The sequence below is a fragment of the Klebsiella sp. HMSC16C06 genome (genome assembly GCF_001808325.1).
In the GTDB taxonomy this organism is placed as follows: Bacteria; Pseudomonadota; Gammaproteobacteria; order Enterobacterales; family Enterobacteriaceae; genus Klebsiella; species Klebsiella variicola.
In genome coordinates, this window is the sequence record NZ_KV792984.1 from 107,827 (window position 1) to 129,840 (window position 22,014).

Sequence of the window (22,014 nt, forward strand, 5' to 3'; positions counted from 1 at the left end):
TTTTCGACCTTGATTTGACGCAAATAAAACAAAGGTATTGCTGTTAGTTTCCTCCGCGCGATGAATCAACATCCTGCATGGAGGAATGCAATGGACGTCAGCCGCAGAAAGTTCTTTAAGATCTGCGCAGGCGGTATGGCCGGAACCACAGCCGCCGCCCTGGGCTTTGCCCCTAAAATGGCGCTGGCTCAGGCACGCAATTTCAAATTGCTGCGTGCGAAAGAGATCCGCAACACCTGCACTTACTGCTCCGTGGGCTGTGGGCTATTAATGTATAGCCTCGGCGACGGCGCGAAAAACGCCAAAGAAGCGATTTACCATATTGAAGGGGACCCGGACCATCCGGTGAGCCGCGGCGCGCTGTGCCCGAAAGGCGCAGGCCTGCTGGACTATGTCCACAGTGAAAACCGCCTGCGTTATCCGCAATACCGCGCCCCGGGCTCGGATAAATGGCAGCGCATCTCCTGGGATGAAGCTTTTAACCGCATCGCCAGACTGATGAAGGCCGACCGCGACGCCAACTTTATTGAAAAGAACGAGCAGGGCGTGACGGTTAACCGCTGGCTTTCCACCGGCATGCTGTGCGCCTCGGCGGCAAGCAATGAGACTGGCATGCTGACGCAAAAATTTGTGCGTTCGCTCGGCATGCTGGCGGTAGACAACCAGGCACGCGTCTGACACGGACCAACGGTAGCAAGTCTTGCTCCAACATTTGGTCGCGGTGCGATGACCAACCACTGGGTTGATATCAAAAACGCTAACGTCGTGGTGGTGATGGGCGGCAACGCCGCCGAAGCGCATCCGGTGGGATTCCGCTGGGCGATGGAAGCGAAAAACAATAACGATGCCACGCTTATCGTCGTCGACCCGCGCTTTACGCGTACCGCGTCGGTGGCCGATATCTATGCGCCGATTCGTTCCGGTACCGACATTACCTTCCTGTCGGGCGTGCTGCTGTACCTGATCGAAAATAATAAGATCAATGCCGAGTACGTGAAGCATTACACCAATGCCAGCCTGCTGGTACGGGATGATTTTGCCTTCGAAGAGGGCCTGTTCAGCGGCTACGATGCCGAAAAACGTCAGTACGATAAATCGTCCTGGAACTACCAGTTCGATGAAAACGGCTACGCCAAACGCGATGAAACGCTCAGCCATCCGCGCTGCGTGTGGAATCTGCTCAGGCAGCACGTTTCCCGCTACACGCCGGAAGTGGTGGAGAATATCTGCGGTACGCCGAAAGCGGACTTCCTTAAAGTGTGTGACGTGCTGGCGTCAACCAGCGCCGCGGACCGCACCACCACCTTCCTGTATGCCCTGGGCTGGACGCAGCACACCGTCGGCGCGCAGAACATCCGCACCATGGCGATGATCCAGTTGCTGCTCGGCAATATGGGCATGGCCGGCGGCGGCGTCAACGCGCTGCGCGGCCACTCCAATATTCAGGGGCTGACCGATTTGGGCCTGTTGTCGACCAGTCTGCCGGGTTATTTGACGCTGCCGTCCGATAAACAGAGCGATCTGCAAAGTTATCTTAGCGCCAACACGCCGAAAGCGACGTTGCCCGACCAGGTGAACTACTGGAGCAACTACCCGAAATTCTTCGTCAGCCTGATGAAATCGTTCTACGGCGATGCGGCGCAGAAAGAGAATGACTGGGGCTTCAACTGGTTGCCGAAATGGGATCAGGCCTACGACGTTATCAAGTATTTCAATATGATGGATAACGGCAACGTCACCGGCTATATCTGCCAGGGCTTCAACCCGGTTGCGTCCTTCCCGGACAAAAACAAAGTGGTCCGCAGTCTCAGTAAGCTGAAATATATGGTGGTTATCGATCCGCTGGTGACCGAGACCTCGACCTTCTGGCAGAACCACGGCGAGTCTAATGATGTCGATCCGGCCGCGATTCAGACCGAAGTCTTCCGCCTGCCGTCGACCTGCTTTGCCGAAGAAGATGGCTCGATCGCCAACTCCGGTCGCTGGCTGCAATGGCACTGGAAAGGCCAGGACGCACCGGGGGAAGCGCGCAACGATGGCGAAATCCTTGCCGGGATTTACCATCGCCTGCGCGAACTGTACCGCACCGAAGGCGGGAAGGGCGCGGAACCCCTGCTGAAGATGAGCTGGCGCTACAAGCAGCCGGACCATCCGGAATCGGCAGAAGTGGCAAAAGAGAACAACGGCTACGCGCTGGCGGATCTCTACGATCAAAATGGCGCTCTGCTGGCGAAAAAAGGCCAACTGCTCAATAGCTTCGCGCTGCTGCGCGATGACGGCAGCACCGCGTCGTCGTGCTGGATCTATACCGGCAGCTGGACCGAGCAGGGTAACCAGATGGCGAATCGTGATAACGCCGATCCTTCGGGCCTGGGCAATACGCTGGGATGGGCCTGGGCGTGGCCGCTCAATCGTCGGGTGCTGTATAACCGCGCTTCGGCTGATATTAACGGCAAGCCGTGGGATGCGAAGCGGATGCTGATCCAGTGGAACGGCAGCAAGTGGGTCGGAAATGATATTCCGGACTTCAATACTGCGCCGCCGGGGAGCAACACCGGGCCGTTTATCATGCAGCAGGAGGGACTTGGCCGCCTGTTTGCGCTCGATAAACTGGCGGAAGGGCCGTTCCCGGAGCACTACGAGCCGATGGAAACCCCGCTTGGCACCAACCCGCTGCACCCGAAGGTGGTCTCCAGCCCGGTGGTGCGTCTGTATGAAGAGGACGCCATCCGCCTGGGTAAGAAGGATAAGTTCCCGTATGTCGGCACCACCTATCGTCTGACCGAGCATTTCCACACCTGGACCAAGCATGCGCTGCTCAATTCCATCGCGCAGCCGGAACAGTTTGTCGAAATCAGCGAAGGGCTGGCGAAAAGCAAAGGTATCGCCAACGGCGACTGGGTGAAAGTCAGCAGCAAACGCGGCTTTATTCGCGCGGTTGCCGTGGTGACCCGCCGACTGCGCACGTTGAACGTCAACGGCCAGCAGGTCGAAACCGTCGGGATCCCGCTGCACTGGGGCTTTGAAGGCGTGGCCCGTAAAGGCTATATCGCCAACACCCTGACGCCTAACGTCGGCGATTCCAACTCGCAAACGCCGGAGTATAAGGCGTTTCTGGTCAACATCGAGAAAGCGTAAGGAGCGATTCAATGGCGATGGAAACACAAGACATTATTAAACGCTCCGCGACCAACCCGATAACTCCCGCGCCACGCGCGCGGGACTATAAGGCCGAAGTCGCCAAGCTTATCGATGTCTCCTCCTGCGTAGGCTGTAAAGCCTGCCAGGTGGCCTGTTCCGAGTGGAATGACATTCGCGATGCAGTGGGGCACTGCGTCGGCGTGTACGACAATCCGGCGGATCTTAGCGCTAAATCCTGGACGGTAATGCGCTTTAGCGAGACCGAACAGAACGGCAAGCTGGAATGGCTTATCCGCAAGGATGGCTGTATGCACTGCGAGGAGCCGGGCTGCCTGAAAGCCTGCCCCTCCGCCGGGGCGATTATTCAGTACGCCAACGGCATCGTCGATTTCCAGCAGGAAAACTGCATTGGTTGCGGCTACTGCATTGCCGGGTGTCCGTTTAATATTCCGCGCCTCAATAAAGAGGATAACCGGGTTTATAAATGCACGCTGTGTGTGGATAGGGTCAGCGTCGGTCAGGAACCGGCCTGCGTGAAAACCTGTCCTACCGGCGCGATCCACTTCGGTACGAAGAAAGAGATGCTGGAAGTGGCCGAGGAGCGGGTGGATAAGCTTAAAAAACGCGGTTATGCCAACGCCGGGATCTACAACCCGCAGGGCGTCGGCGGCACCCACGTGATGTACGTCCTGCATCATGCCGACCAGCCGGAGCTGTATCACAAGCTGCCGAAGGAACCGCAGATCGATACCAGTATCAGTCTGTGGAAGGGGGCGCTGAAACCGCTGGCGGCGGCGGGCTTTATCGCCACCTTCGCCGGGCTTATCTACCACTACATCGGTATCGGGCCGAACAAGGAAGTTGATGACGACGAGGAGGAGCATGATGAGTAAATCGAAGATGATTGTGCGCACGACGTTTATCGATCGCGCCTGTCACTGGACGGTGGTTATCTGTTTCTTCCTCGTGGCACTGTCGGGAATATCGTTTTTCTTCCCGACGCTGCAGTGGCTAACGGAAACCTTCGGCACGCCGCAGATGGGGCGTATCCTGCACCCGTTCTTTGGGGTGCTGATTTTTGTCGCGCTGATGTTTATGTTTGTGCGTTTTGTCCACCACAATATTCCAGATAAACAGGATATCCCCTGGCTGAAAGGCATCGTGGAGGTGCTGAAAGGCAACGAACATAAGGTCGCGCGCGTCGGGAAATATAACGCCGGGCAGAAGATGATGTTCTGGACCATTATGAGCATGATTTTTGTGCTGCTGGTGACCGGGGTGATTATCTGGCGCCCGTACTTTGCAGAATATTTCCCGATTCAGGTGATTCGCTATAGCCTGCTGATACACGCCACTTCGGCAATTATCCTGATCCACGCGATCCTCATCCATATGTATATGGCATTTTGGGTCAAAGGGTCGATTAATGGGATGATTGAGGGTAAGGTCAGTCGCCGCTGGGCGAAGAAACATCACCCGCGCTGGTATCGCGATGTCGAACGCCTGGAGGCGATCAAAGAGAGTCGCGAAGGGATGAAGTAAGCCTTCACGGCGCAAAACCCGCTCCGGAGATGTCGGAGCGGGTTCCCGGCAGTCAGCAGTTCGTGATAAGTGTATCGATTGAATCGATAACGCCCTGGCGCGCATGACTCAGATTGCAGACGAAATCCTGTGGCTGGATCCGTTTATTATTTAAGTTACTGATCATTGGCGTACAAAGTAAAAAGCTGTCAAATTCTATATTTATCCTTGGTACGACATGCTGATGCCAGCGTGGTAACTGTTGTGTTCGCATTAAAGGAATAATGACTCTCGTGGCCAGGTCTGCATAATAATCATTCTGCACGATCATATAATACGGCAGGGTTTTATTTGTCTGAGCAGAACAATTTCGATAAAAATTGAATTGTTCAAGCATCATAGTACCCTGAAAAATTCATCATCAGTAAGAGTGCCTCCTTTTGCAATAAATTCATTCATTGCGGCAATGAATTCCTTGTGCTGTCGCTGTTTATCTGCTTCTCGTAAATCCTTACCTGGCTGTGCTGACGCCTTCTGGACGGGTACGTCAGTGGGTCTTTTACGTAGCGTATTACTTTTCATCATAGGCTCCTTGCGGTTGGTTCTGTTATTATTCACTTTACTCACTAAAAAATAAATCCCAGCAGCAACTTTAATATTTATTTTGCGAGGCCGCTTCCAGAGGAAAGTAATAGCCTGAAATATTCATGGTTGTGGTAATAAACCCGGCGCTGGTATTAACCAGCGCGGCGGGGAATAATCAGAACTTCTCGGGAATAAAGCGGAAGGGGAAATTGGTTTGTTTCATTTTGCCAATTTTGCGCTTCGGCAGCGTCACATGCTCCACCGGTAAAGCTTCATAGGGGATCTGCGACAGCAGATGGGTGATGATATTCAGGCGTACGCGCTTTTTATCCTCCGAGCGGGCGACGAACCACGGCGCCCAGGCGGTATCGGTGGCGGCGAACATGGCGTCGCGGGCGGCGGTATATTCATCCCAGCGGTTGAAAGACTTAATGTCCATCGGCGAGAGCTTCCAGATTTTACGACCATCGTCGATGCGATCCCGCAGGCGGCGCTCCTGCTCCTGCGGTGAGACCTCCAGCCAGTACTTGAGCAGAATTATGCCCGATTCGACCATGCCGCGCTCCACCATCGGCGCACCGTCGAGAAACTTCTGCACCTCCTCCGGGGTGCAAAAGCCCATCACCCGTTCGACGCCGGCGCGGTTGTACCAGCTGCGATCGAAAATCACAATCTCGCCAGCCGCCGGAAGGTGCTTGATATAGCGCTGAAAATAGAGCTGGCTTTTCTCACGCTCGGTGGGTGAGGGCAAGGCGACGACCCGGAAGATACGCGGGCTGACGCGCTCGGTGATCGCCTTAATGGTGCCGCCTTTGCCGGCGCCGTCCCGGCCTTCAAAGACGATGCACACCTTCAGCCCTTTATGCACCACCCAGCGCTGCAGTTTCACCAGCTCAACATGGAGTTTGCGCAACGCCTTCTCATATGCTTTATTGTCGAGCGGGGCGGTCTTCACCGCCGCGTCGACCGGATTACCGTTTTTCTTATTACCCATCGCCATGCTCCGTGTTGCCGAGGTATCCCTTTGAAGTGTAATCCTTCGCCGGCGAGGCGCTGGAAAATATTCGCGCAGGGGACGGGCTAGCTGGCGTTCCCCGCCGCAATGACTTCCAGCCCCACCCGCTGCCCCCATGACAGCTCCAGGGTGTTACCGTCCGGGTCGGCAAAGAAGGCGAAGTATCCCACCGGATCGCCCAGCTGTTCCGGTTCCCGCCGCAAAACGCCTTCCCGCCGCGCCTGAGCGACCTTCTCATCGATCTCCGCCTGGGTGGCGCAGGCGACGCCGAGATGGCCGAACGGGCCCAGCGGTGTGTCGGCCGGATCGTCACTCTGCACCAGCACCAGAGCGAAGGGCCGGGTGCGATCGCTGAGCCACGCCACCTTACGCGCTGAGGGCAAGCCGGGCTCGCGCTGGTGAATGACGGTCATCGCGGTATAGCGGGTATAAAAATCAATGCTGCTGGCCAGACAGCGGACGGTAAAGGCGACATGGGTAAAACCGACATCAACAGTGTGCATCGATGATTCTCCAGAGGTGAATGATGGGAAGACTTTACAACCTCAAGTTAAGTTGAGATCAATTGGGCGTTTATCGCTTTGAGCCCACTGATTTTAATAGGGGAGGGTCATTGCTAAGCCACGCCGTCGCCGGCTCGATGACGGCCGGCCGCGCGGCGGCGAGCATGTACGAATCAGGCCGTTGTATGGAGGAAGCTGCCGTCGGGTGTTTTTAGCTGGTGTGTCGGGGCGGGATAGTCAATAATGCCGGCCGTCTCTCAATACCCCTATAAGATGTATGAAAAAAACGATTTTTTCACTGGCGCTGGGCACCTTCGGACTCGGCATGGCGGAATTTGGTATTATGGGCGTGCTGCCGGATATGGCGCACGATGTCGGGATTTCGATCCCCGCCGCCGGCAATATGATTGCCTGGTATGCCTTCGGCGTGGTGATCGGCGCGCCGATCATGGCGCTGCTCTCCAGCCGCTTTTCGTTGAAATCGGTGATGCTGTTTCTCGCTGCCCTGTGTATTCTCGGCAATACCCTGTTTACCCTCTCCAGTAGCTACGCCATGCTGGCGCTTGGCCGCCTGGTTTCCGGTTTTCCTCACGGGGCGTTCTTTGGCGTCGGCGCGATTATCCTGTCGAAAATCGCGCCGCCGGGGAAGGTGACCGCCGCGGTGGCGGGGATGATCGGCGGGATGACGGTGGCTAACCTGGTGGGGGTCCCCGGCGGCACCTGGCTTGGGCATCACTTCAGCTGGCGCTATACCTTTGCCCTTATTGCGGTGTTTAACGTCGCCGTGTTGATGACTATTTTCTGCTGGGTGCCCACCCTCTATGATCGCACCAGCACCCGGCTGCGCGAGCAGTTCCGTTTTCTGGCCTCCCCGGCGCCGTGGCTGATTTTTGCCGCCACCATGTTTGGCAATGCGGGTGTGTTTGCCTGGTTCAGCTATATTAAGCCCTTTATGATCAACGTCTCCGGCTTTGCCGAAGGCAGGATGATGCTGATTATGATGCTGGCGGGGCTGGGAATGGTGGTCGGCAATCTGTTCAGCGGCAAAATTTCCGGGCGCTTTAGCCCGCTGCGCATTGCGGCCATAACCGACGGGGTCATTGCCGTGACGCTGCTGCTGATCTTTGCCTTCGGTGAGCATAAAGTCGCTTCGCTGACCCTGGCGTTTATCTGCTGCGCGGGACTATTCGCCCTGTCGGCGCCGCTGCAGATCCTGCTGCTGCAGAACGCCAAAGGCGGCGAGATGCTGGGGGCGGCAGGAGGGCAGATTGCCTTCAACCTCGGCAGCGCCATCGGCGCCTTCTGCGGCGGGATGATGATTGCCCAGGGCTTTGGCTGGAACAGCGTGGCGCTTCCTGCCGCCACGCTGTCGTTTCTGGCGATGAGCGCCTTGCTCATCTATGGCTGCCATCAGCGCCGACAAGCTTGCTAACGACGCTTACTCACGCCAGGGTTCGCCAAGGGTCAGCATCAGCCGGTTGGCCCAGGCGAAAAAGGCCGCCGACTGCAGCAGATCCAGCTGGGCCAGGGTATCTAAACCCTGCTCATCAAGCGCCGCCAGATGGCGGGCATTCAGCCCGGGCGGCGTCACCGACAGCGCAGCGGCGGCGTCGATTTCCGCCTGCCAGCGCGGCGACTGGCCGTCACTCAAATTTTCCCCCGGCGTCACCGCCAGCAGCGTGTCGACAGCGGTCTCGTCCTTCGCCAGCTGCGCCGCTTTGCGGGCATGCACCGAGGCGCAGTAGATACAGCCGTTGATTTTGCTGGTCACCGTGGCCGCCAGTTCGCGTTCTGCGCGCGGCAATCCTCCGGGGGTATAGAAAATGCCTTTATCGGTCAGCGTCCGCTGCTCCAGCACCGGCTGGTTGCGCGCCAGCAGGCGAAAGTAGGGGGAGTCGCTATGGCCATATTTGGCCAGAATCGCCTGTTCTTCAGCGCTGAATTCCGCCAGCGGTTTATCGGCCAGCCAGGGTTCCCAGTGCAGCTCGTCGCGGGTGAAGCGAACCGGGGCCGCTTTGCCGCTCTGGGTGTGCGGTGTGGTATGCCAGTATCCGGCGACCAGCGGCGTATCGGCGCTGACAATGGGCTTATGGTTCAGCGCCCGCAGGCCCAGCAGCAGTCGGCTCTGGAAGCTGACAAAGGCCACCAGTTGCGCCAGAGTGACGATGCCCCGCAGGCTCCAGCCCGCGCCGGTTAAGGTGTGCAGCGCGCCGGGGGTGGCTTCGACGGGGGTGAAGGTGAGCAGGCGGGCAAAGGCCAGCGCCGGGACCAGACGATCGGTGGTTGGATCGGCGAGCCCGAAACCGGCATAGTGCGCCGCCAGCGCGTCCGCCTGGTGCAGTTTCGCCACCTTCGCGGCCACCGCGAAGCGTTCATCAAGAGGAAAGTCAGCGTCCTGCTGGCTGAACAGCACTTCATAACTTCCCTGGGCGTGACGGGTGGCGGCATCGCGTACGGCGCGCGCCTGGTCGAGCGGGGAACCGGCGGCAATCTCCGCCAGTTCGGCCAGAATATCCTGACTCAGCGTCATGGTGACTCCTTATCTGATGTGGGGGGCAATATGCTGAGCGATCAGCTCAATGGAACGCAGCGTATCCCGGTGCGAAGGCTCCACCGAGTGCACCTGAAACGAAATATCGGTGGCGCGGGCCAGCACGCTGTCCTGCGCCAGGGAGGCAATAACATGCTCAGGATCGCCAACGTGGGCATCCAGCTGTTGTAGATAGTCGGTGACACTGTCACCTTCTATCGTATGACCCGCCGCCCGGTGCTGTGTCGCCTGCTTGCGCAGACCGGGCTCGGCGACCTGCAGGGCGTGGGCGTGACTGTCGGCGACGAAGGCGGTGCGCGAGGCGAGGATCCGCGGTGCAACGCCGTCCGGCAGCGCCGCCAGGTAGGCGTCGATGATCGGGTTCTGAATGGCGTCCAGCGGCAGACGTGGCTCGCCGGGTGGCCGTGGCTGAGTGCGCGACAGCATCAGCCCGTGTCCCGCCTGACCGGCGCGGATGGCGCCCTCCGCCGAGAAGGTGGCGATCCAGATACGCTCCGCCAGCTGCGGCGCGGGCGGATAGAGACGGTTGTCCGGGTGGCTCAGCGTGTCGTCGCGCCAGGCGCTATGGATCAGGTGCAGATGGTCGGCAAACACCCCCCCGCGCTGCTCGCTGGTCAGGCCGAAGGGCAGAAACGACGTTGGCGTGCCGCCGGAACCAAATCCCACCTCCAGACGCCCGTCGGTGAGTAAATCCAGTACCGCCGCGTCTTCGGCGACGCGCAGCGGATTTTCCATCGGCAGAGTGATAATCGCCGTGCCGAGGCGGATCCGGTCGGTCTGTGCCGCCACGTGGGCGAGAAACACCAGCGGCGATGGCAGGCCGCCTTCCTGTTCATGAAAATGGTGCTGGGCAATCCATGCGCTGTCGAAGCCCAAACGCTCCGCGTGGCGGATCTGTTCGGCCGCCAGCCGGTAGCGCGTTTGCGCGGAGCCCTGATCGAGCAGACGGGTAAAAAAGCCGAGGCGTTTAGGCATTATGCGTTCTCCGTGTGAGCCTGTGCTAAGCGGGGTGAAACCTGGGGAATGGCGGCGATCAGTTCGCGAGTGTAGGCCTGCTGCGGAGTGGCGAACAGGCGGTCAACGTCGCCATGCTCCACCACCTGGCCGGCGCGCAGTACCGTGACGCTGTCGGCAATCCGCCTGACCGTCGCCAGATCGTGGGTAATGAACAGGTAGCTCAGACCCAGCTGCTGCTGTAACTGCTGCAGCAGGGCGAGGATCTGCGCCTGAACGGTGACGTCGAGCGCCGAGGTCGCTTCGTCAAGGACCAGTATCGCCGGCTCGAGGATCAGCGCCCGGGCAATCGCCACCCGCTGCCGTTGACCGCCGGAGAGCTCCCGCGGCGTACGCGACAGTAGCTCCGGGGCCAGCGCCACCCGCGCGGCGACGGTCTCCACGCGCAGGCGACGCGCCGACGCGCTGAGGCGCTCAAAGTTCTTTAATGGCTCTTCGATAATCGCAAACAGCGTCTGGCGCGGGTCGAGCGAGGCGAAGGGGTTCTGGTAGACAAACTGGATTTTCCGCCGCAGCTGACGCTGCGCCTCGCGGCTGAGATGCCCGGCGTCGATACCGTCGATGGTCACCTGTCCGGCATCGGCGCGCTCAAAGCCCAGCAGGATCCGCGCCAGGGTAGTTTTCCCGGAGCCGGATTCGCCCACCAGCGCATGGGTGGTGCCGCGTCTGACCTCAAAACTGACGCTGTCGAGCGCCTGCAGCGCCTGTTTGCCCAGCGAGAAACGTTTGCTGATCCCCTCCACGCGAATGGCCGGCGTGGCCAGCGGTCGGTGACGAGCCGCCGTCAGCCCCAACGGCGCATCCTGCAGGTCGTGGAGCAGCTGGCGGGTGTAAGGGTGTTGCGGACGCTGGACAATCGTCTCGGTGGCGCCCTGTTCCTGAATCTCTCCCTGACGAAACACCATAATCCGGTCGGCGCGTTCTGCGGCCAGCGCCAGATCGTGGGTGACAAACAGCACGGCGGTACCCGACTCGCGGCGCAGGATATCGAGCAGGTCGAGAATGCGCTTCTGCACCGTGACGTCGAGAGCGCTGGTGGGCTCGTCGGCAATAATCAGATCCGGCTGCAGGGCAATGGCGATGGCGATCAGCACCCGCTGTTTCATCCCGCCAGACAGCTGATGCGGATACTGGTCAAAACGCTGTTCCGGGTGGCTGAGACCGACTTTAGTGAGCAGGTTAAGGACCTGCTGTCGGCGCTCAGCGGCGGAGAGGGACTGATGCAGGCGCAGGATCTCTTCCACCTGCTGGCCAATGGTTTTTACCGGATTGAGCGAATTACCGGGATCCTGCGGGACCAGGCTGATGCTCACTCCGCGCAGGCGGTTAAGGCGTTTTGCCGACCAGTCGCTAATCACTTCGCCATTGAGGACAATCCGCCCGGCATCCCGGCGGGCATTATCAGCCAGCAGGCCGATTATGGCCTGCGCGGTGGTGGTTTTCCCCGAGCCGGATTCTCCGACGAAGGCCAGCATTTCGCCACGCTGGATGGAAAAACTCACGTTGTGCACCACTTCGCGCCATTCGCCCCGCGAGCGGTAGCTGATGCGCAGATCTTCAACGGACAGAACGTTCATGGGCGTACTCCACTCCACTGGCGGCTAAGACGATTGGCGGCAAGGACCACGGCGACCACGGCGAGGCCGGGGAAGGTGGTCAGCCACCAGGCGGTCGACAGGTAGTTGCGACCTTCGGCGATCAATAATCCCCACTCCGGGACCGGCGGCGGGGTGCCGTAGCCGAGGAAGCTGAGGGTGGCCAGGGCCAACATCGCCTGTCCGAACTGCAGCGTCGCGAAAGCAAGCACCGCAGTGAGCGAGTTGGGCAGAATATGGCGCCAGAAGACGGCGAAAAAGGTGCCGCCGCTGCCCCGGGCCGCTTCGACGTAATCGCTGTGGCGCACGCGCACGACCTCCGCCCGCGCCAGGCGTGCGAAGCTAGCGATAGCCGCCACGCCGACCGCCACCGCCGCATTCACCGTGCCGAAACCGAGCAGAATAATTACCGTGAGCTGCAGCAACAGGGAGGGGATGGCCAGCAGGACATCGACCAGGCGCATGATCGTGGATTCAACGCGTCCGGTCAGCGCCCCGGCAAGTGTACCAAGGGCGGTACCCACCACCAGGCCGATGGTGACGGCGATCAGCGCCGCCGAAAGGGAATGTACCGCGCCGTAAACCACCCGCGTCCACAGGTCGCGCCCCAGCTGGTCGGTACCCAGCCAGTAGTGCGCCTGCGGCGCCAGGCGCTGAGCGCCGGGGATCCCCTCCAGCGGGTTAGCGGCGGTAAACCACTGCGGGGCGAGGGCCATTAACAGCGCGGTGATCATCACCGCCCACGCCAGCCACAGGCCAGGCTGCAGACGCACCCTGCGCCATTCCGGGCGGCGGCGAACCGCGATGGCATAGTCGACCAGGCTCATTTCGCACCTCCGGTCTGTAAATGGAGTCGGGGATCCAGTCGCGGCATGACCAGGTCGACAAGCAGGTTTATCAGGACGAAACCGAGGGCGGAGATCATCACCACTGCCTGCAGCACGGCGATATCCTGGTTATTGACCGCCTGCTGGGTCAGCTGGCCGAGGCCGCTGCGGCCGAAGACGGTCTCAGTGATCAGCGCCCCGGCAATCAGCTCGCCCAGCAGCAGCCCGGCAATATTCAGCGCCGGCAGCAGAGCGTTGCCCATCACATGGTGCCAGAGGACGCCCGTTTCGCTCATTCCCTTGGCGCGGGCGACCGCGACGAAGGGCTGAACCGCCACCTGATCCATGCTGCGCATCAGGATCTGCGCCAGCGGGGCTGAAATGGGCAGCGCGACGGCGATAACCGGTAAAATCAGCCCTTCCAGTGGGCCGGGGTTGATCACCGGGATCCAGCGCAACTGAAACGAGAAGAGCTGGATCAGGGCGATACCCAGCCAAAAAGTCGGCAGAGAGATAAACAGCACCGGCAGCGACTGCAGGAGGTTACTCAGCCAGCGCAGCCCCGGCAGACGCGAGGCGAAGGCGAGGGCGAACGCCAGCGCCACGGCCAGCAGAAAGGCCGGCAGCGCGAGGCTTAAGGTATCCGGCAGGTTGCTGGCAATCAGACTACTGACCGCTAGCCCCGCCTGCAGAGAATAGCCGAAGTCGCCGTGCAGCATCGCCAGCAGTGTGTGCAGGTACTGGCGCCACAGCGGGCTATCGGCGCCGTAGGCCAGCCGCATGTCAGCGATTTGCGCCGGGCTCAGGCCGAGGTCCGGGTTCTGAAACTTGATCAGCACTGCATCTCCCGGCAGCACCTGCAGCAGGAAAAAGGTGAGGGTAAATGCCGCCCACAGGACCAGCAGTCCCTGGCCGAACCGTCGCAGAAGATAAGCGCTCATATCCGGCCTCTTAGTGCTTGTCCAGCCACGCGCCGTAGAACGACGGACGACCGACGGCCTCGAAGCTGACGCCTTTGACCCACGGCGCGCCGGCGAACACCTGCGGCTCTTCGAAAATGGGGATCACATAGGCGTTATCGATCAGATAGCGCTGGGCGTCACCGGTTAACTGCAAGCGCTGCTGCGGCTCTACCGCCGCGGAGATGCCGGTCAGCAGGTCATTCAGCTTATCATCGCGGAAATGCTGCACTTTATCGCTGGAGCCGCCTTTCTGCAGCAGCGCATCGCGGTTGTTGGGGAAGAACATACTTTTCACCACATCCGGGTCGGCGCGGCCCACTTCTGAGATGGTGAGCGGGGTTTTCTGCGGGTCAAGATTGTCCAGCGTACGGCTACCGGCATCCCCGGCTTTGACGGTCAACGCCACACCTACCTGGCGCCACTGCTGGGCGATCAGCTGCAGCACTTCCTTATTCTGCGGCTGCGGGAGCGACTCATAGACCGCCAGCGCCAGCCGCTGGCCGTCTTTACTGCGAATACCGTCGGCGTCGGGCTTCCAGCCGGCGTCGTCCAGCAACTGTCGGGCTTTGGCCTGGTCGAAAGTCAGTTTATCGCTCAGATTGACATAGCCGGCGGCGGAGCTGGCCAGTACGGAGGTCGCTTGCGGGTAGTTAGCGGAGAATAGCGTCTCCACCACCTGTTTGGCGTTGGTGGCATGGAGCAGGGCCTGGCGCACCCGCAGGTCGGCGACCAGTGGGTTATCCGGGCGGAAGCTCAGGCTGTCGTTGACCCCGCGGGTAGGGGCGGCGTAGACCTTAAATCCCTGATCGGTCGCCTGCTTTTCATCGTAGGCCTGCACCTGGCGAATAAAGCCCGCCTGACCCGCCAGCAGCGCGCCGATGCGCACACTGTCTTCCGGGGTCACAATATAGGTGATGCCATCGAGGTTAGCGGGCCCCTGCTGGGCACTGTTTTTCGGCCCCCACTGATAATCCTTGCGCGCCACCAGCGTCAGCTCGCGGCCTGGCTTTTCATCCTGCACCACAAAGGGCCCGGAGCCGATAATATGCCGGGCATCGCCCAGCTCTTCAAAATTGCGCTGCAGGGTGCTGAGTGATACCAGACCGGAGCCGATGGTGGCGGTTCCCTGCAGGAAGCCCGGCGACGGTTTGCTAAAGTAAAATTTCACCGTCAGCGGGTCGATCACTTCGCTGCGCTGGTAGTTATTGATGACCTCTGAGACGGGCAGGCGATGGGCTTTATCTCCCAGACCATAGGTGTCGAAGTTTTTAGCCACGGCGGCGGCGTCAAGCGGCGTGCCGTCCGAGAAGGTGACCCCTTTGCGCAGGTGGAAAGTGTACTCGGTTTTATCGGCATTGCTGGTCCAGCTCTCGGCAATCCACGGCTCAATCTCCAGCGTTTTCGGGTTCTGCCAGGTGAGCTTGTCGGTTATCTGATTGAGAATACCGCCATTCGGATAAAAGCCGCCGGCGGGCGGATAGAGATTGGTGTGCGGTTGCTGCTCCAGATAAATTAAGGTGCCGCCTTTAACCGGCGTGTCGGCGGCCCAGACGGAAAAGGCGCCGGAGAGAAACAGGGCGGCCAGCGCGGGCAGGCGAAAATGACGATGCATGGTGAATTCCTTTGTTATCTATTGTGTTGCCATCATCGGGCGCGGCTAAAAACAAAGGAACCAAGGAATTGCGCTAAGCATTTGCGGAAATTGGATTTACTTCGCGAGTGGGAAGCGTGGGGCAAGCGCCTCTCCCGGGCGGGAGAGGCGTTGGTGATTAGCTGCGCAGATCGATAACCATACGGCCGCGGATCTGACCCTGCTCCATCTCTTTAAAGATGGCGTTGATATCTTCCAGCGGGCGCAGGGTGACTTTTGGCACCACTTTGCCTTCGGCGGCAAACTGGAAGGCTTCCACCAGATCCTGACGAGTACCGACCAGCGAACCGACCACCTCGATGCCGTCGAGCACCAGACGTGGAATATCGAGGCTCATCGCCTCCGGCGGCAGGCCCACCGCGACCACGCGGCCACCGGCACGAACGGCATCCACCGCCGAGTTAAAGGCCGCTTTAGCTACCGCGGTCACCACGGCAGCATGCGCGCCGCCGGTTTTTTCCTGAATCACTTTCGCCGCATCTTCATTACGGGAGTTGATGGTCAGATCGGCGCCCATCGAGGCCGCCAGCTCCAGCTGCCCGTCGTTGACGTCGATAGCGATCACTTTGGCGTTAAAGACATTTTTCGCATACTGCAGCGCCAGGTTGCCCAGCCCGCCGAGACCGTAGATAGCGATCCACTGACCCGGTTTGATGTGAGAGACCTTGACCGCTTTGTAGGTAGTGACGCCCGCGCAGGTGATACTGCTGGCGGCGGCGGAGTCGAGGCCGTCCGGGACTTTTACCGCGTAGTTGGCGGTGACGATGCACTCTTCCGCCATGCCGCCGTCGACGGTATAGCCGGCGTTTTTCACCGAGCGGCACAGCGTCTCATTGCCGCTGTTACAGTAATCGCAGTGGCCGCAGCCTTCGAAGAACCACGCTACGCTGGCGCGATCGCCTGGCTTCAGGGAGGTGACGCCCGGTCCGACTTTTTGCACCACCCCGATCCCTTCATGGCCGAGAATGACGCCGGTTTTATCGCCAAAATCGCCGTTTTTCACGTGCAGGTCCGTATGACACACGCCGCAGCATTCCATTTTCAACAACGCTTCACCGTATTCCAGCGGGCGCAGCGTTTTTTCCGTGACGTTAACCTGATGGTCGTGGGTAACAACAGCAGCCTTCATGCCTGTCTCCTTGTGAGGGGATTGTTTAATTTTATTAATGCAATAGTACCCAATAAGGATTAGACGCGATGGAGAAAAATACAAGGCGCTTTAGTACAGGATGTGGTTTTTTGCTACAGCGGTAGCACAAAATTCAGGCAATACCTCTAATTTTGGTAGGTAATAATAGCATCACTGAATGGTCATGTTTTCTTCATCACCCAACTCTATCGTTTTGCGCATCAATTTCTTATAACAACAGAGTGATACAACAATGCATCTGGTAAAAACCATCCTCACTGCCGGTCTGTTTCTGTCCGCCGCCGCGCAGGCGCAGAACGTACTGGAATTCCCCCAGCCGGAAAACAACCCGGAAGAATTTTACGCCGTCACCGAGATCCCGGCAGGGGGCATCATTAAGTATGAAACCGACGCCAAAACGGGGTTTATCATCGCCGACCGCTTTCAGTCGATGCCGGTGGCTTACCCGGCGAACTACGGCTCGCTGACCCAGTCGCTGGCCGGAGATGGGGACCCGCTGGACGTGGTGTTTTACACTCGCGCGCCGATGACGCCGGGTACACTGATTAAGCTGCGGCCGATCGGTGTCCTTAAGATGATAGACGGCGGTGAGAAAGACGACAAAATCATCGCCGTGCCGGCCAGTAAAATTGACCCAACCTATGACGACATCAAGACCATCACCGATCTGCCGAAAATCGAGCAGCAGCGGCTGGAGGCCTTCTTCCGGGTCTATAAAGAACTGCCGGAGGGGCGTAAAAAGGTTGAGCTGGCCGGTTTTAACGATGCCGCCGCTGCGAAGCAGGAGATCAAATCGGCCTGGGAGGCCTGGAAAGCGCAGAACCCGCAATAATATTCATCGCGGGCGCTGTCCGGCGCCCGCGGTATTCGCTCTCACGCCCCCTGTGGCGGCGAAATCACAGGTCACACGGCAACGCTTATCTCACCATATTGCATCTTGACGCAGGATGAAGATGATGGTTGTATTGTACAACCATTTCATGTTTCGGACCCGCTGCCATGCCTGACACCCCCTTAATCCAACAGATTCGTACCGCCTCGCGGTTAATGGTACGCGAGCTGGGCTTTATGAGCACCACGCTGGCCGCCACCCATTATTCACCTTCGGCGGTGCACACCCTGCTTGAGGTATCGATGAGGGGGGAGATGACGGCCGCGCAGCTGGTCACGTTGCTGGGACTGGAAAAATCAAGCGTCAGCCGGATGGTCTCTCGTCTGCTGGCGGCCGGTGAGCTGGAGGAGCGTCCTTGCGCGGAGGATGCGCGCGCGAAATCACTCGCCCTGACGGCAAAGGGGCACGATACGGTGGCGAAAATTAACGCCTGGGGTACCCGCCAGGTGGTGGAGGCGTTAGACCATCTGGATGAGACGCAGCAGCACACTGTCGCCACTGGACTGGCGGCCTATGCCCGGGCGCTGGCGCAGTGTCGGGATAGCGCGCTCGCGGATACGGCTCCGCAAATTTCGCTGATGACCGGCTATCAGCCGGGGATGATCGGCCGGATTGCCCAGATGCACGGGGAGTATTACGCCCGTCATCATGACTTTGGCGCTTTTTTTGAAGGCAAGGTCGCCAGCGGCGTAGCGGAATTTGCCACCCGGCTTTCCTCCCCGGCCAACCAGATCTGGCTGGCGATCCGCGAAGGGAAAATCGTCGGTTCGCTGGCTATCGATGGCGAGGACCTCGGCCAGCAGGAGGCGCATTTGCGCTGGTTTATTCTCGACGACAGCTGCCGGGGAAGCGGCATCGGCAGGCGGCTGCTCAGCGAGGCGATGACTTTCTGCGATAGTCGCCAGTTTAGCGCGGTGCAGCTGTGGACCTTTAAAGGGCTGGACGCGGCCCGCAAACTGTATGAATCCTTTGGCTTCACGTTAACCCGCGAATGGCAGGGGGAACAGTGGGGAAAGGTAATGACCGAGCAGCAATTTACCCGGTCCGGAAACACCGGCTAAGGGTGTTGCGCCTTAGCCGGTGGGGGGACATGGAGATTACGCCAGCTGGTTAAGCAGGCGGTTAATCTCCTCTCGCCACTGCGCCTGAAGTGACGGCTTTTGATGTTTTGGCTTGCGGGCCATATCGTCAGCCAGCCATTGCTCCAGGTCAATCAGCCGCGCCAGCAGCGCCTCCTCATCATCGTCAGCCCCGGCGGGCGTACTTTGCAAAGCGAGTCGACTGTCCGGGGCGGGCGCCACGGCCTGCAGACGGGCATAGACCTCCTCCAGGCTGTGCCATTCCGTTAACCCGGCGTTGTCGATCAGCCAGAAGCGGTTACAGCTTTCGCTAATCAGCTGGCGGTCATGACTGACCAGCAGCACGCCGCCGGGGTAATCGCGCAGCGTCTGCGCCAGCGCCGCTTTACCCTCCATATCAAGATGGTTGGTGGGTTCATCCAGCAGCAGCAGACTGTAGCGCGCCAGCGAGAGGCCAACGAACAGTAGCCGCGACCGCTCGCCGCCGCTGAGGGTGCTGACCTTCTGGCTATGTCTCGTCCAGCCAAACCCGGCGGCGATCAGCGCCCGTTTACGTGTGTCGGCCGACGGGGCGAACGGCGTCAGCGCGTCGAGCAGGCTGGCATCGTCCGGTAACTGCTCCAGCGTCTGGTCATAGTAGCCGGAGTGCAGCCGGGGATGCAGGCGCAGCCCCGGGAGTGGCGATGCGTCGTTCATCTGCTGCCACAGCAGGCGCAGCAGGGACGATTTACCGCCGCCGTTGCGCCCCATGATGGCCACGCGATCGCCACTGCGCAGGCGCGCCACGCCGGTGGTGAAGAGGGATGGCAGGCCCGAAGCGGGCGCGACGGGCAGGGTGTCCATCTCCAGCAGGCGGTCGGCCGGCAGGGCGTCCCCCTGCAATGACAGACGCCACGGCGGGCCGACGCTGAGCTCGGTTTGCTCGTCTTTCAGGCGGGCGACCTGCTTCTCCATCTGTTTGGCTTTGCGGGCGAGGTCTTCGTTGTCATAGACGCGACCCCAGGTGGCCAACCGCCGGGCGCTGGCGCTGACCCGGTCGATCTCCTTTTGCTCGGCCTTATGGCGCAGCGCGGCGCTTTCATCCTGCTCCTGCAGTGCCTGACGGGCAGCGCTGCAGGGCAAGGCGAAGCTGTGCAGCGTCTGGTCGCGGAGGATCCAACTCGCATTAGTTACAGCATCCAGTAAGGTGTTGTCGTGTGACACCAGTACGAAGCTCCCCTGCCAGGTTTGCAGGAAGCTTTCCAGCCACAGCAGGGTCGGCAGATCGAGGTGGTTGCCAGGCTCATCCAACAGCAGCAGGTCAGGCTGGCGGATCAGCGCCCGGGCCAGCAGCAGGCGCGTGTGCTGGCCGCCGCTCAGGGTAGTGGTTTGCTGCTCCATCACCGCCGGGGTAAAGCCCATCTGCGCCAGCAGACGTTCGGCCAGCCAGCGCTGCGCTTCCCGTACATCAGCGGGTAACGGGGCCAGTACTGCCTGCAACAGCGACTGCGAACGCAGCGCCTCCGGCAGATGCTGTTCAACGCGGGCCATCAGACACTGACCGGCGAGTGAGACGCTGCCCGAGGTGGGCGCGAGGGTGCCGTCCAGCACCTGCAACAGGGTGCTTTTGCCGCAACCGTTATGGCCGATGAGACCGATACGGTCGCCTTTCTTCAGGGTGAAGGAGAGGGTGTTAAACAGCGGCCCAAAGGCAGTCTCCACGTGGAGCGCATGGGCAGTTAGTAATGTACTCATAGTCAACTTACTCGAGAGTTACAGGCATACAAATGCCTCGTCAAAACTCGCTGACGATAACCCGGTAAGCCGGAGAGAAGGGATTGCGTGAAGTGTCTTCGCTCAAGCCATAGTTATCGCAGCACGATACCGATAACGCTTGAGCTGGCGCAATTGCCTAATGCATGTGAAACAATAAACATTTCACAATACAGCATGGGGGGCCTCCTTTTTTATTCAGTCAGTGGGTGGGTGCTGGCAGTGTAGTGGGGAAAGGCTAGCGACGCCAGTGACAAAACTGGCAGGGGGCCCCGCCAGCTTTCACCTGCGCCGTCTTTGTCTACGATGCCGGGTTGGCGCAGAGGGCTTATGTGTTTGCTAGAACATGATGGGAAACCAGCGGGCGTGGTCGCGGGTATATTCCGTCATCGCCTGGGGATCCTTTATCGCCTGGCAGGGAGCCTCAAGAATATTCGGATACGCATCCGGATACCAATCCTCTTCGGTTGTTAAGGTAAAAAAGCGAGACTCACGGTGGGTTTCACAGGTATAGGCGTTTTTAATATTGTCGGCTTCGCGATGTCCCTTGGGATCGCGATATTCGATATACACTTTGTACTCAGAGCGGGTACCCCGCCACGCGCCCGGCTCCGGTTTCTGCCAGCGTACCGTCTGGTAGTAGCGCTCCCGCTCGCCGTAGCGATAGACAGGGGTCTCCCCGCCGGGAATCACGTCGGGTCTCAGGAAGAAAAACACCAGTCCTGCCAGCAGGAGTAACACCGGTGGGAGAATGTGGGTCAGCAGCCGCGGCGCCCGACGGTTAACCAGCAGCAGCCACAGCAGCGGCGGGATCGTGCTGACGATAAAAGCAAAGAGGATTTTTGCCGGCGTATAGAGTTCATGCACCGAAACCTCGCCGGCTTTCGCCGCGTAAAACGCCTGCTTATCGCCGAAATACCAGTACTCACCGTGAAAGGCGCTGATGGCGCTCACCAACAACAGTCCGCTAAACAGCCCCAGCCAGAGGCGTAATATCGGTTGCAGAACCATTTTTTGCTGGCTCATTTTCGGCTCCTGATGGTTTTAGTGACCAGCAGCTCGTCTTCAGAGACCGTATCCAGATCGGCAATCTGGCTACACTGGTTGGCAAGGACCTGCGGATTGATGTTCGGAAACCAGCCTTCATTGAATGACAGGGTGTAAAACTGGCTATGCCGCTCCACTTCACAGCGCCAGGCTCGGCCAAGATTGTTTCTGTCGATAAGCCAGCGGGGATCTTTTGCTTCAACAAAGGTTTCATATTTTGATTGCTTAGCGGAATGACTACCTGACCGGGTTTTCATCCAGAATATGGACGCATAATAGGTATTGTGTTTACCGTACTGAATACTGGCATCTCGTCCGGGGGTAACCTCCGGATGGAGGAAAATAAATATCCCGGCGGCAATCAGTACCATCAGCGGTAATATAGGATGCTGTATCGGCCGCCAGGGGATTTTACGTACCGCCAGCAGCCAGACCAGGGTAATAATAAACACGTAGAGCAGGGCGAAGAAAAATTTACTCGGTTCATAGATGACGACATCCACCAGATCGCCGGTGGCGGGCTGATACTGTTCAGCCCGCGGGGTGAGCATCCACATATCACCGCTGAAGAGGCACATTCCGGTGATGATGGCGATACCGCCGATAAGAAACAAGACAATACGGATCAGAATCGCATTCGCTTTATTAGCGCCAGGGGTTAATTTTTGCATTTCACATTCCGTTGTGAAGAGTTGAGAGGAGACTATTTTGCACAGTAGAGGACATACG

At 59.3% G+C, this 22,014-nt stretch carries 20 protein-coding genes; 6 read left to right on the forward strand and 14 right to left on the reverse strand.

Going from position 1 to position 22,014, the window contains the following annotated elements; translation table 11 throughout:
- The first annotated feature begins 90 nt into the window (after positions 1–90).
- From fdnG to fdnI, 3 genes are read left to right on the forward strand one after another with little or no spacing between them, the layout of a single operon-like run.
- Complete coding sequence (gene fdnG / locus HMPREF3142_RS02865; protein WP_141751813.1) at positions 91–3,138, forward strand: formate dehydrogenase-N subunit alpha; 3,048 nt, start codon at positions 91–93, stop codon at positions 3,136–3,138.
- Between the two features lie 11 nt (positions 3,139–3,149).
- Complete coding sequence (gene fdxH, locus HMPREF3142_RS02870; RefSeq protein WP_022065941.1) at positions 3,150–4,034, forward strand: formate dehydrogenase subunit beta; 885 nt, start codon at positions 3,150–3,152, stop codon at positions 4,032–4,034.
- Positions 4,027–4,683, forward strand: a complete 657-nt coding sequence (gene fdnI / locus HMPREF3142_RS02875; protein ID WP_070611538.1) for a formate dehydrogenase-N subunit gamma — start codon at positions 4,027–4,029, stop codon at positions 4,681–4,683. The genes fdxH and fdnI overlap by 8 nt, the downstream gene beginning before the upstream one ends.
- Before the next feature lie 52 nt (positions 4,684–4,735).
- Here the strand turns inward: fdnI and HMPREF3142_RS02880 are convergent, their stop codons facing one another.
- From HMPREF3142_RS02880 to HMPREF3142_RS02895, 4 genes are all read right to left on the reverse strand, one after another.
- Complete coding sequence (locus HMPREF3142_RS02880; RefSeq protein ID WP_070611540.1) at positions 4,736–5,062, reverse strand: CcdB family protein; 327 nt, start codon at positions 5,060–5,062, stop codon at positions 4,736–4,738.
- A complete protein-coding gene (locus HMPREF3142_RS02885) occupies positions 5,059–5,244 on the reverse strand; it encodes a hypothetical protein (protein ID WP_025711567.1) in 186 nt (61 codons plus the stop codon). Before HMPREF3142_RS02885 ends, HMPREF3142_RS02880 begins: the two co-directional genes overlap by 4 nt.
- A 178-nt stretch (positions 5,245–5,422) precedes the next feature.
- Positions 5,423–6,241 (reverse strand): polyphosphate kinase 2, encoded by an 819-nt coding sequence (ppk2, locus tag HMPREF3142_RS02890; protein ID WP_012541603.1) that lies wholly within the window; start codon positions 6,239–6,241, stop codon positions 5,423–5,425.
- 86 nt (positions 6,242–6,327) lie between these two features.
- A complete protein-coding gene (locus HMPREF3142_RS02895; protein ID WP_008804740.1) occupies positions 6,328–6,765 on the reverse strand; it encodes a VOC family protein in 438 nt (145 codons plus the stop codon).
- A gap of 277 nt (positions 6,766–7,042) precedes the next feature.
- Here HMPREF3142_RS02895 and araJ point away from each other — a divergent pair, with 277 nt between their 5' ends.
- Positions 7,043–8,197 carry an MFS transporter AraJ gene (gene araJ / locus HMPREF3142_RS02900; RefSeq protein WP_044650017.1) on the forward strand — a complete coding sequence of 385 codons (1,155 nt, stop codon included), beginning with the start codon at positions 7,043–7,045 and terminating at the stop codon, positions 8,195–8,197.
- Positions 8,198–8,203: 6 nt separating this feature from the next.
- On the opposite strand, the gene HMPREF3142_RS02905 is transcribed toward araJ, so the two are convergent.
- The 7 genes from HMPREF3142_RS02905 to adhP form a co-directional block, all read right to left on the reverse strand.
- Positions 8,204–9,295, reverse strand: a complete 1,092-nt coding sequence (locus tag HMPREF3142_RS02905; RefSeq protein WP_032733102.1) for an alkylhydroperoxidase domain protein — start codon at positions 9,293–9,295, stop codon at positions 8,204–8,206.
- Positions 9,296–9,304: 9 nt separating this feature from the next.
- Entirely contained in the window at positions 9,305–10,291 is a 987-nt protein-coding gene (locus HMPREF3142_RS02910) for a putative FMN-dependent luciferase-like monooxygenase (protein ID WP_064170926.1), read from the reverse strand.
- Entirely contained in the window at positions 10,291–11,907 is a 1,617-nt protein-coding gene (locus HMPREF3142_RS02915) for a dipeptide ABC transporter ATP-binding protein (RefSeq protein ID WP_016161129.1), read from the reverse strand. Before HMPREF3142_RS02915 ends, HMPREF3142_RS02910 begins: the two co-directional genes overlap by 1 nt.
- Positions 11,904–12,752 (reverse strand): ABC transporter permease, encoded by an 849-nt coding sequence (locus tag HMPREF3142_RS02920; RefSeq protein ID WP_064170927.1) that lies wholly within the window; start codon positions 12,750–12,752, stop codon positions 11,904–11,906. The genes HMPREF3142_RS02915 and HMPREF3142_RS02920 overlap by 4 nt, the downstream gene beginning before the upstream one ends.
- Positions 12,749–13,693: an ABC transporter permease gene (locus HMPREF3142_RS02925; protein WP_008804745.1), complete on the reverse strand. Its 945-nt coding sequence runs from the start codon at positions 13,691–13,693 to the stop codon at positions 12,749–12,751. Before HMPREF3142_RS02925 ends, HMPREF3142_RS02920 begins: the two co-directional genes overlap by 4 nt.
- Before the next feature lie 10 nt (positions 13,694–13,703).
- Positions 13,704–15,326, reverse strand: a complete 1,623-nt coding sequence (locus HMPREF3142_RS02930) for a TIGR04028 family ABC transporter substrate-binding protein (protein ID WP_070611542.1) — start codon at positions 15,324–15,326, stop codon at positions 13,704–13,706.
- Positions 15,327–15,483: 157 nt separating this feature from the next.
- Entirely contained in the window at positions 15,484–16,494 is a 1,011-nt protein-coding gene (adhP, locus tag HMPREF3142_RS02935) for an alcohol dehydrogenase AdhP (RefSeq protein WP_002906221.1), read from the reverse strand.
- Positions 16,495–16,747: 253 nt separating this feature from the next.
- Between adhP and HMPREF3142_RS02940 the strand changes: the two genes are divergently transcribed.
- Both HMPREF3142_RS02940 and HMPREF3142_RS30170 read left to right on the forward strand, forming a co-directional pair.
- Positions 16,748–17,347, forward strand: coding sequence for an inorganic diphosphatase (locus HMPREF3142_RS02940; RefSeq protein WP_022066397.1), 600 nt, complete (start codon positions 16,748–16,750; stop codon positions 17,345–17,347).
- Between the two features lie 167 nt (positions 17,348–17,514).
- Positions 17,515–18,468, forward strand: coding sequence for a helix-turn-helix domain-containing GNAT family N-acetyltransferase (locus HMPREF3142_RS30170; RefSeq protein WP_016161126.1), 954 nt, complete (start codon positions 17,515–17,517; stop codon positions 18,466–18,468).
- A gap of 36 nt (positions 18,469–18,504) precedes the next feature.
- Here HMPREF3142_RS30170 and HMPREF3142_RS02950 read toward each other — a convergent pair whose 3' ends face one another.
- The 3 genes from HMPREF3142_RS02950 to HMPREF3142_RS02960 form a co-directional block, all read right to left on the reverse strand.
- Positions 18,505–20,220: an ABC-F family ATP-binding cassette domain-containing protein gene (locus HMPREF3142_RS02950; protein WP_064170929.1), complete on the reverse strand. Its 1,716-nt coding sequence runs from the start codon at positions 20,218–20,220 to the stop codon at positions 18,505–18,507.
- A gap of 357 nt (positions 20,221–20,577) precedes the next feature.
- Entirely contained in the window at positions 20,578–21,264 is a 687-nt protein-coding gene (locus HMPREF3142_RS02955) for a hypothetical protein (RefSeq protein WP_023297683.1), read from the reverse strand.
- A complete protein-coding gene (locus HMPREF3142_RS02960) occupies positions 21,261–21,956 on the reverse strand; it encodes a hypothetical protein (RefSeq protein ID WP_023301015.1) in 696 nt (231 codons plus the stop codon). Before HMPREF3142_RS02960 ends, HMPREF3142_RS02955 begins: the two co-directional genes overlap by 4 nt.
- Positions 21,957–22,014: the final 58 nt, after the last annotated feature.

Bases quoted from the DNA above. Each gene is read 5' to 3' on its own strand.
- HMPREF3142_RS02915 (WP_016161129.1), bottom strand. From the start codon at position 11,907: ATGAACGTTCTGTCCGTTGAAGATCTGCGCATCAGCTACCGCTCGCGG.
- HMPREF3142_RS02885 (WP_025711567.1), bottom strand. From the start codon at position 5,244: ATGAAAAGTAATACGCTACGTAAAAGACCCACTGACGTACCCGTCCAG.
- ppk2 (WP_012541603.1), bottom strand. From the start codon at position 6,241: ATGGGTAATAAGAAAAACGGTAATCCGGTCGACGCGGCGGTGAAGACC.
- HMPREF3142_RS02905 (WP_032733102.1), bottom strand. From the start codon at position 9,295: ATGACGCTGAGTCAGGATATTCTGGCCGAACTGGCGGAGATTGCCGCC.
- HMPREF3142_RS02955 (WP_023297683.1), bottom strand. From the start codon at position 21,264: ATGAGCCAGCAAAAAATGGTTCTGCAACCGATATTACGCCTCTGGCTG.
- HMPREF3142_RS02930 (WP_070611542.1), bottom strand. From the start codon at position 15,326: ATGCATCGTCATTTTCGCCTGCCCGCGCTGGCCGCCCTGTTTCTCTCC.
- fdnI (WP_070611538.1), top strand. From the start codon at position 4,027: ATGAGTAAATCGAAGATGATTGTGCGCACGACGTTTATCGATCGCGCC.
- HMPREF3142_RS02940 (WP_022066397.1), top strand. From the start codon at position 16,748: ATGCATCTGGTAAAAACCATCCTCACTGCCGGTCTGTTTCTGTCCGCC.
- HMPREF3142_RS02910 (WP_064170926.1), bottom strand. From the start codon at position 10,291: ATGCCTAAACGCCTCGGCTTTTTTACCCGTCTGCTCGATCAGGGCTCC.
- HMPREF3142_RS02920 (WP_064170927.1), bottom strand. From the start codon at position 12,752: ATGAGCCTGGTCGACTATGCCATCGCGGTTCGCCGCCGCCCGGAATGG.
- HMPREF3142_RS02925 (WP_008804745.1), bottom strand. From the start codon at position 13,693: ATGAGCGCTTATCTTCTGCGACGGTTCGGCCAGGGACTGCTGGTCCTG.
- HMPREF3142_RS02880 (WP_070611540.1), bottom strand. From the start codon at position 5,062: ATGATGCTTGAACAATTCAATTTTTATCGAAATTGTTCTGCTCAGACA.
- HMPREF3142_RS02895 (WP_008804740.1), bottom strand. From the start codon at position 6,765: ATGCACACTGTTGATGTCGGTTTTACCCATGTCGCCTTTACCGTCCGC.
- HMPREF3142_RS02960 (WP_023301015.1), bottom strand. From the start codon at position 21,956: ATGCAAAAATTAACCCCTGGCGCTAATAAAGCGAATGCGATTCTGATC.
- fdxH (WP_022065941.1), top strand. From the start codon at position 3,150: ATGGCGATGGAAACACAAGACATTATTAAACGCTCCGCGACCAACCCG.
- HMPREF3142_RS02950 (WP_064170929.1), bottom strand. From the start codon at position 20,220: ATGAGTACATTACTAACTGCCCATGCGCTCCACGTGGAGACTGCCTTT.
- araJ (WP_044650017.1), top strand. From the start codon at position 7,043: ATGAAAAAAACGATTTTTTCACTGGCGCTGGGCACCTTCGGACTCGGC.
- adhP (WP_002906221.1), bottom strand. From the start codon at position 16,494: ATGAAGGCTGCTGTTGTTACCCACGACCATCAGGTTAACGTCACGGAA.
- HMPREF3142_RS30170 (WP_016161126.1), top strand. From the start codon at position 17,515: ATGCCTGACACCCCCTTAATCCAACAGATTCGTACCGCCTCGCGGTTA.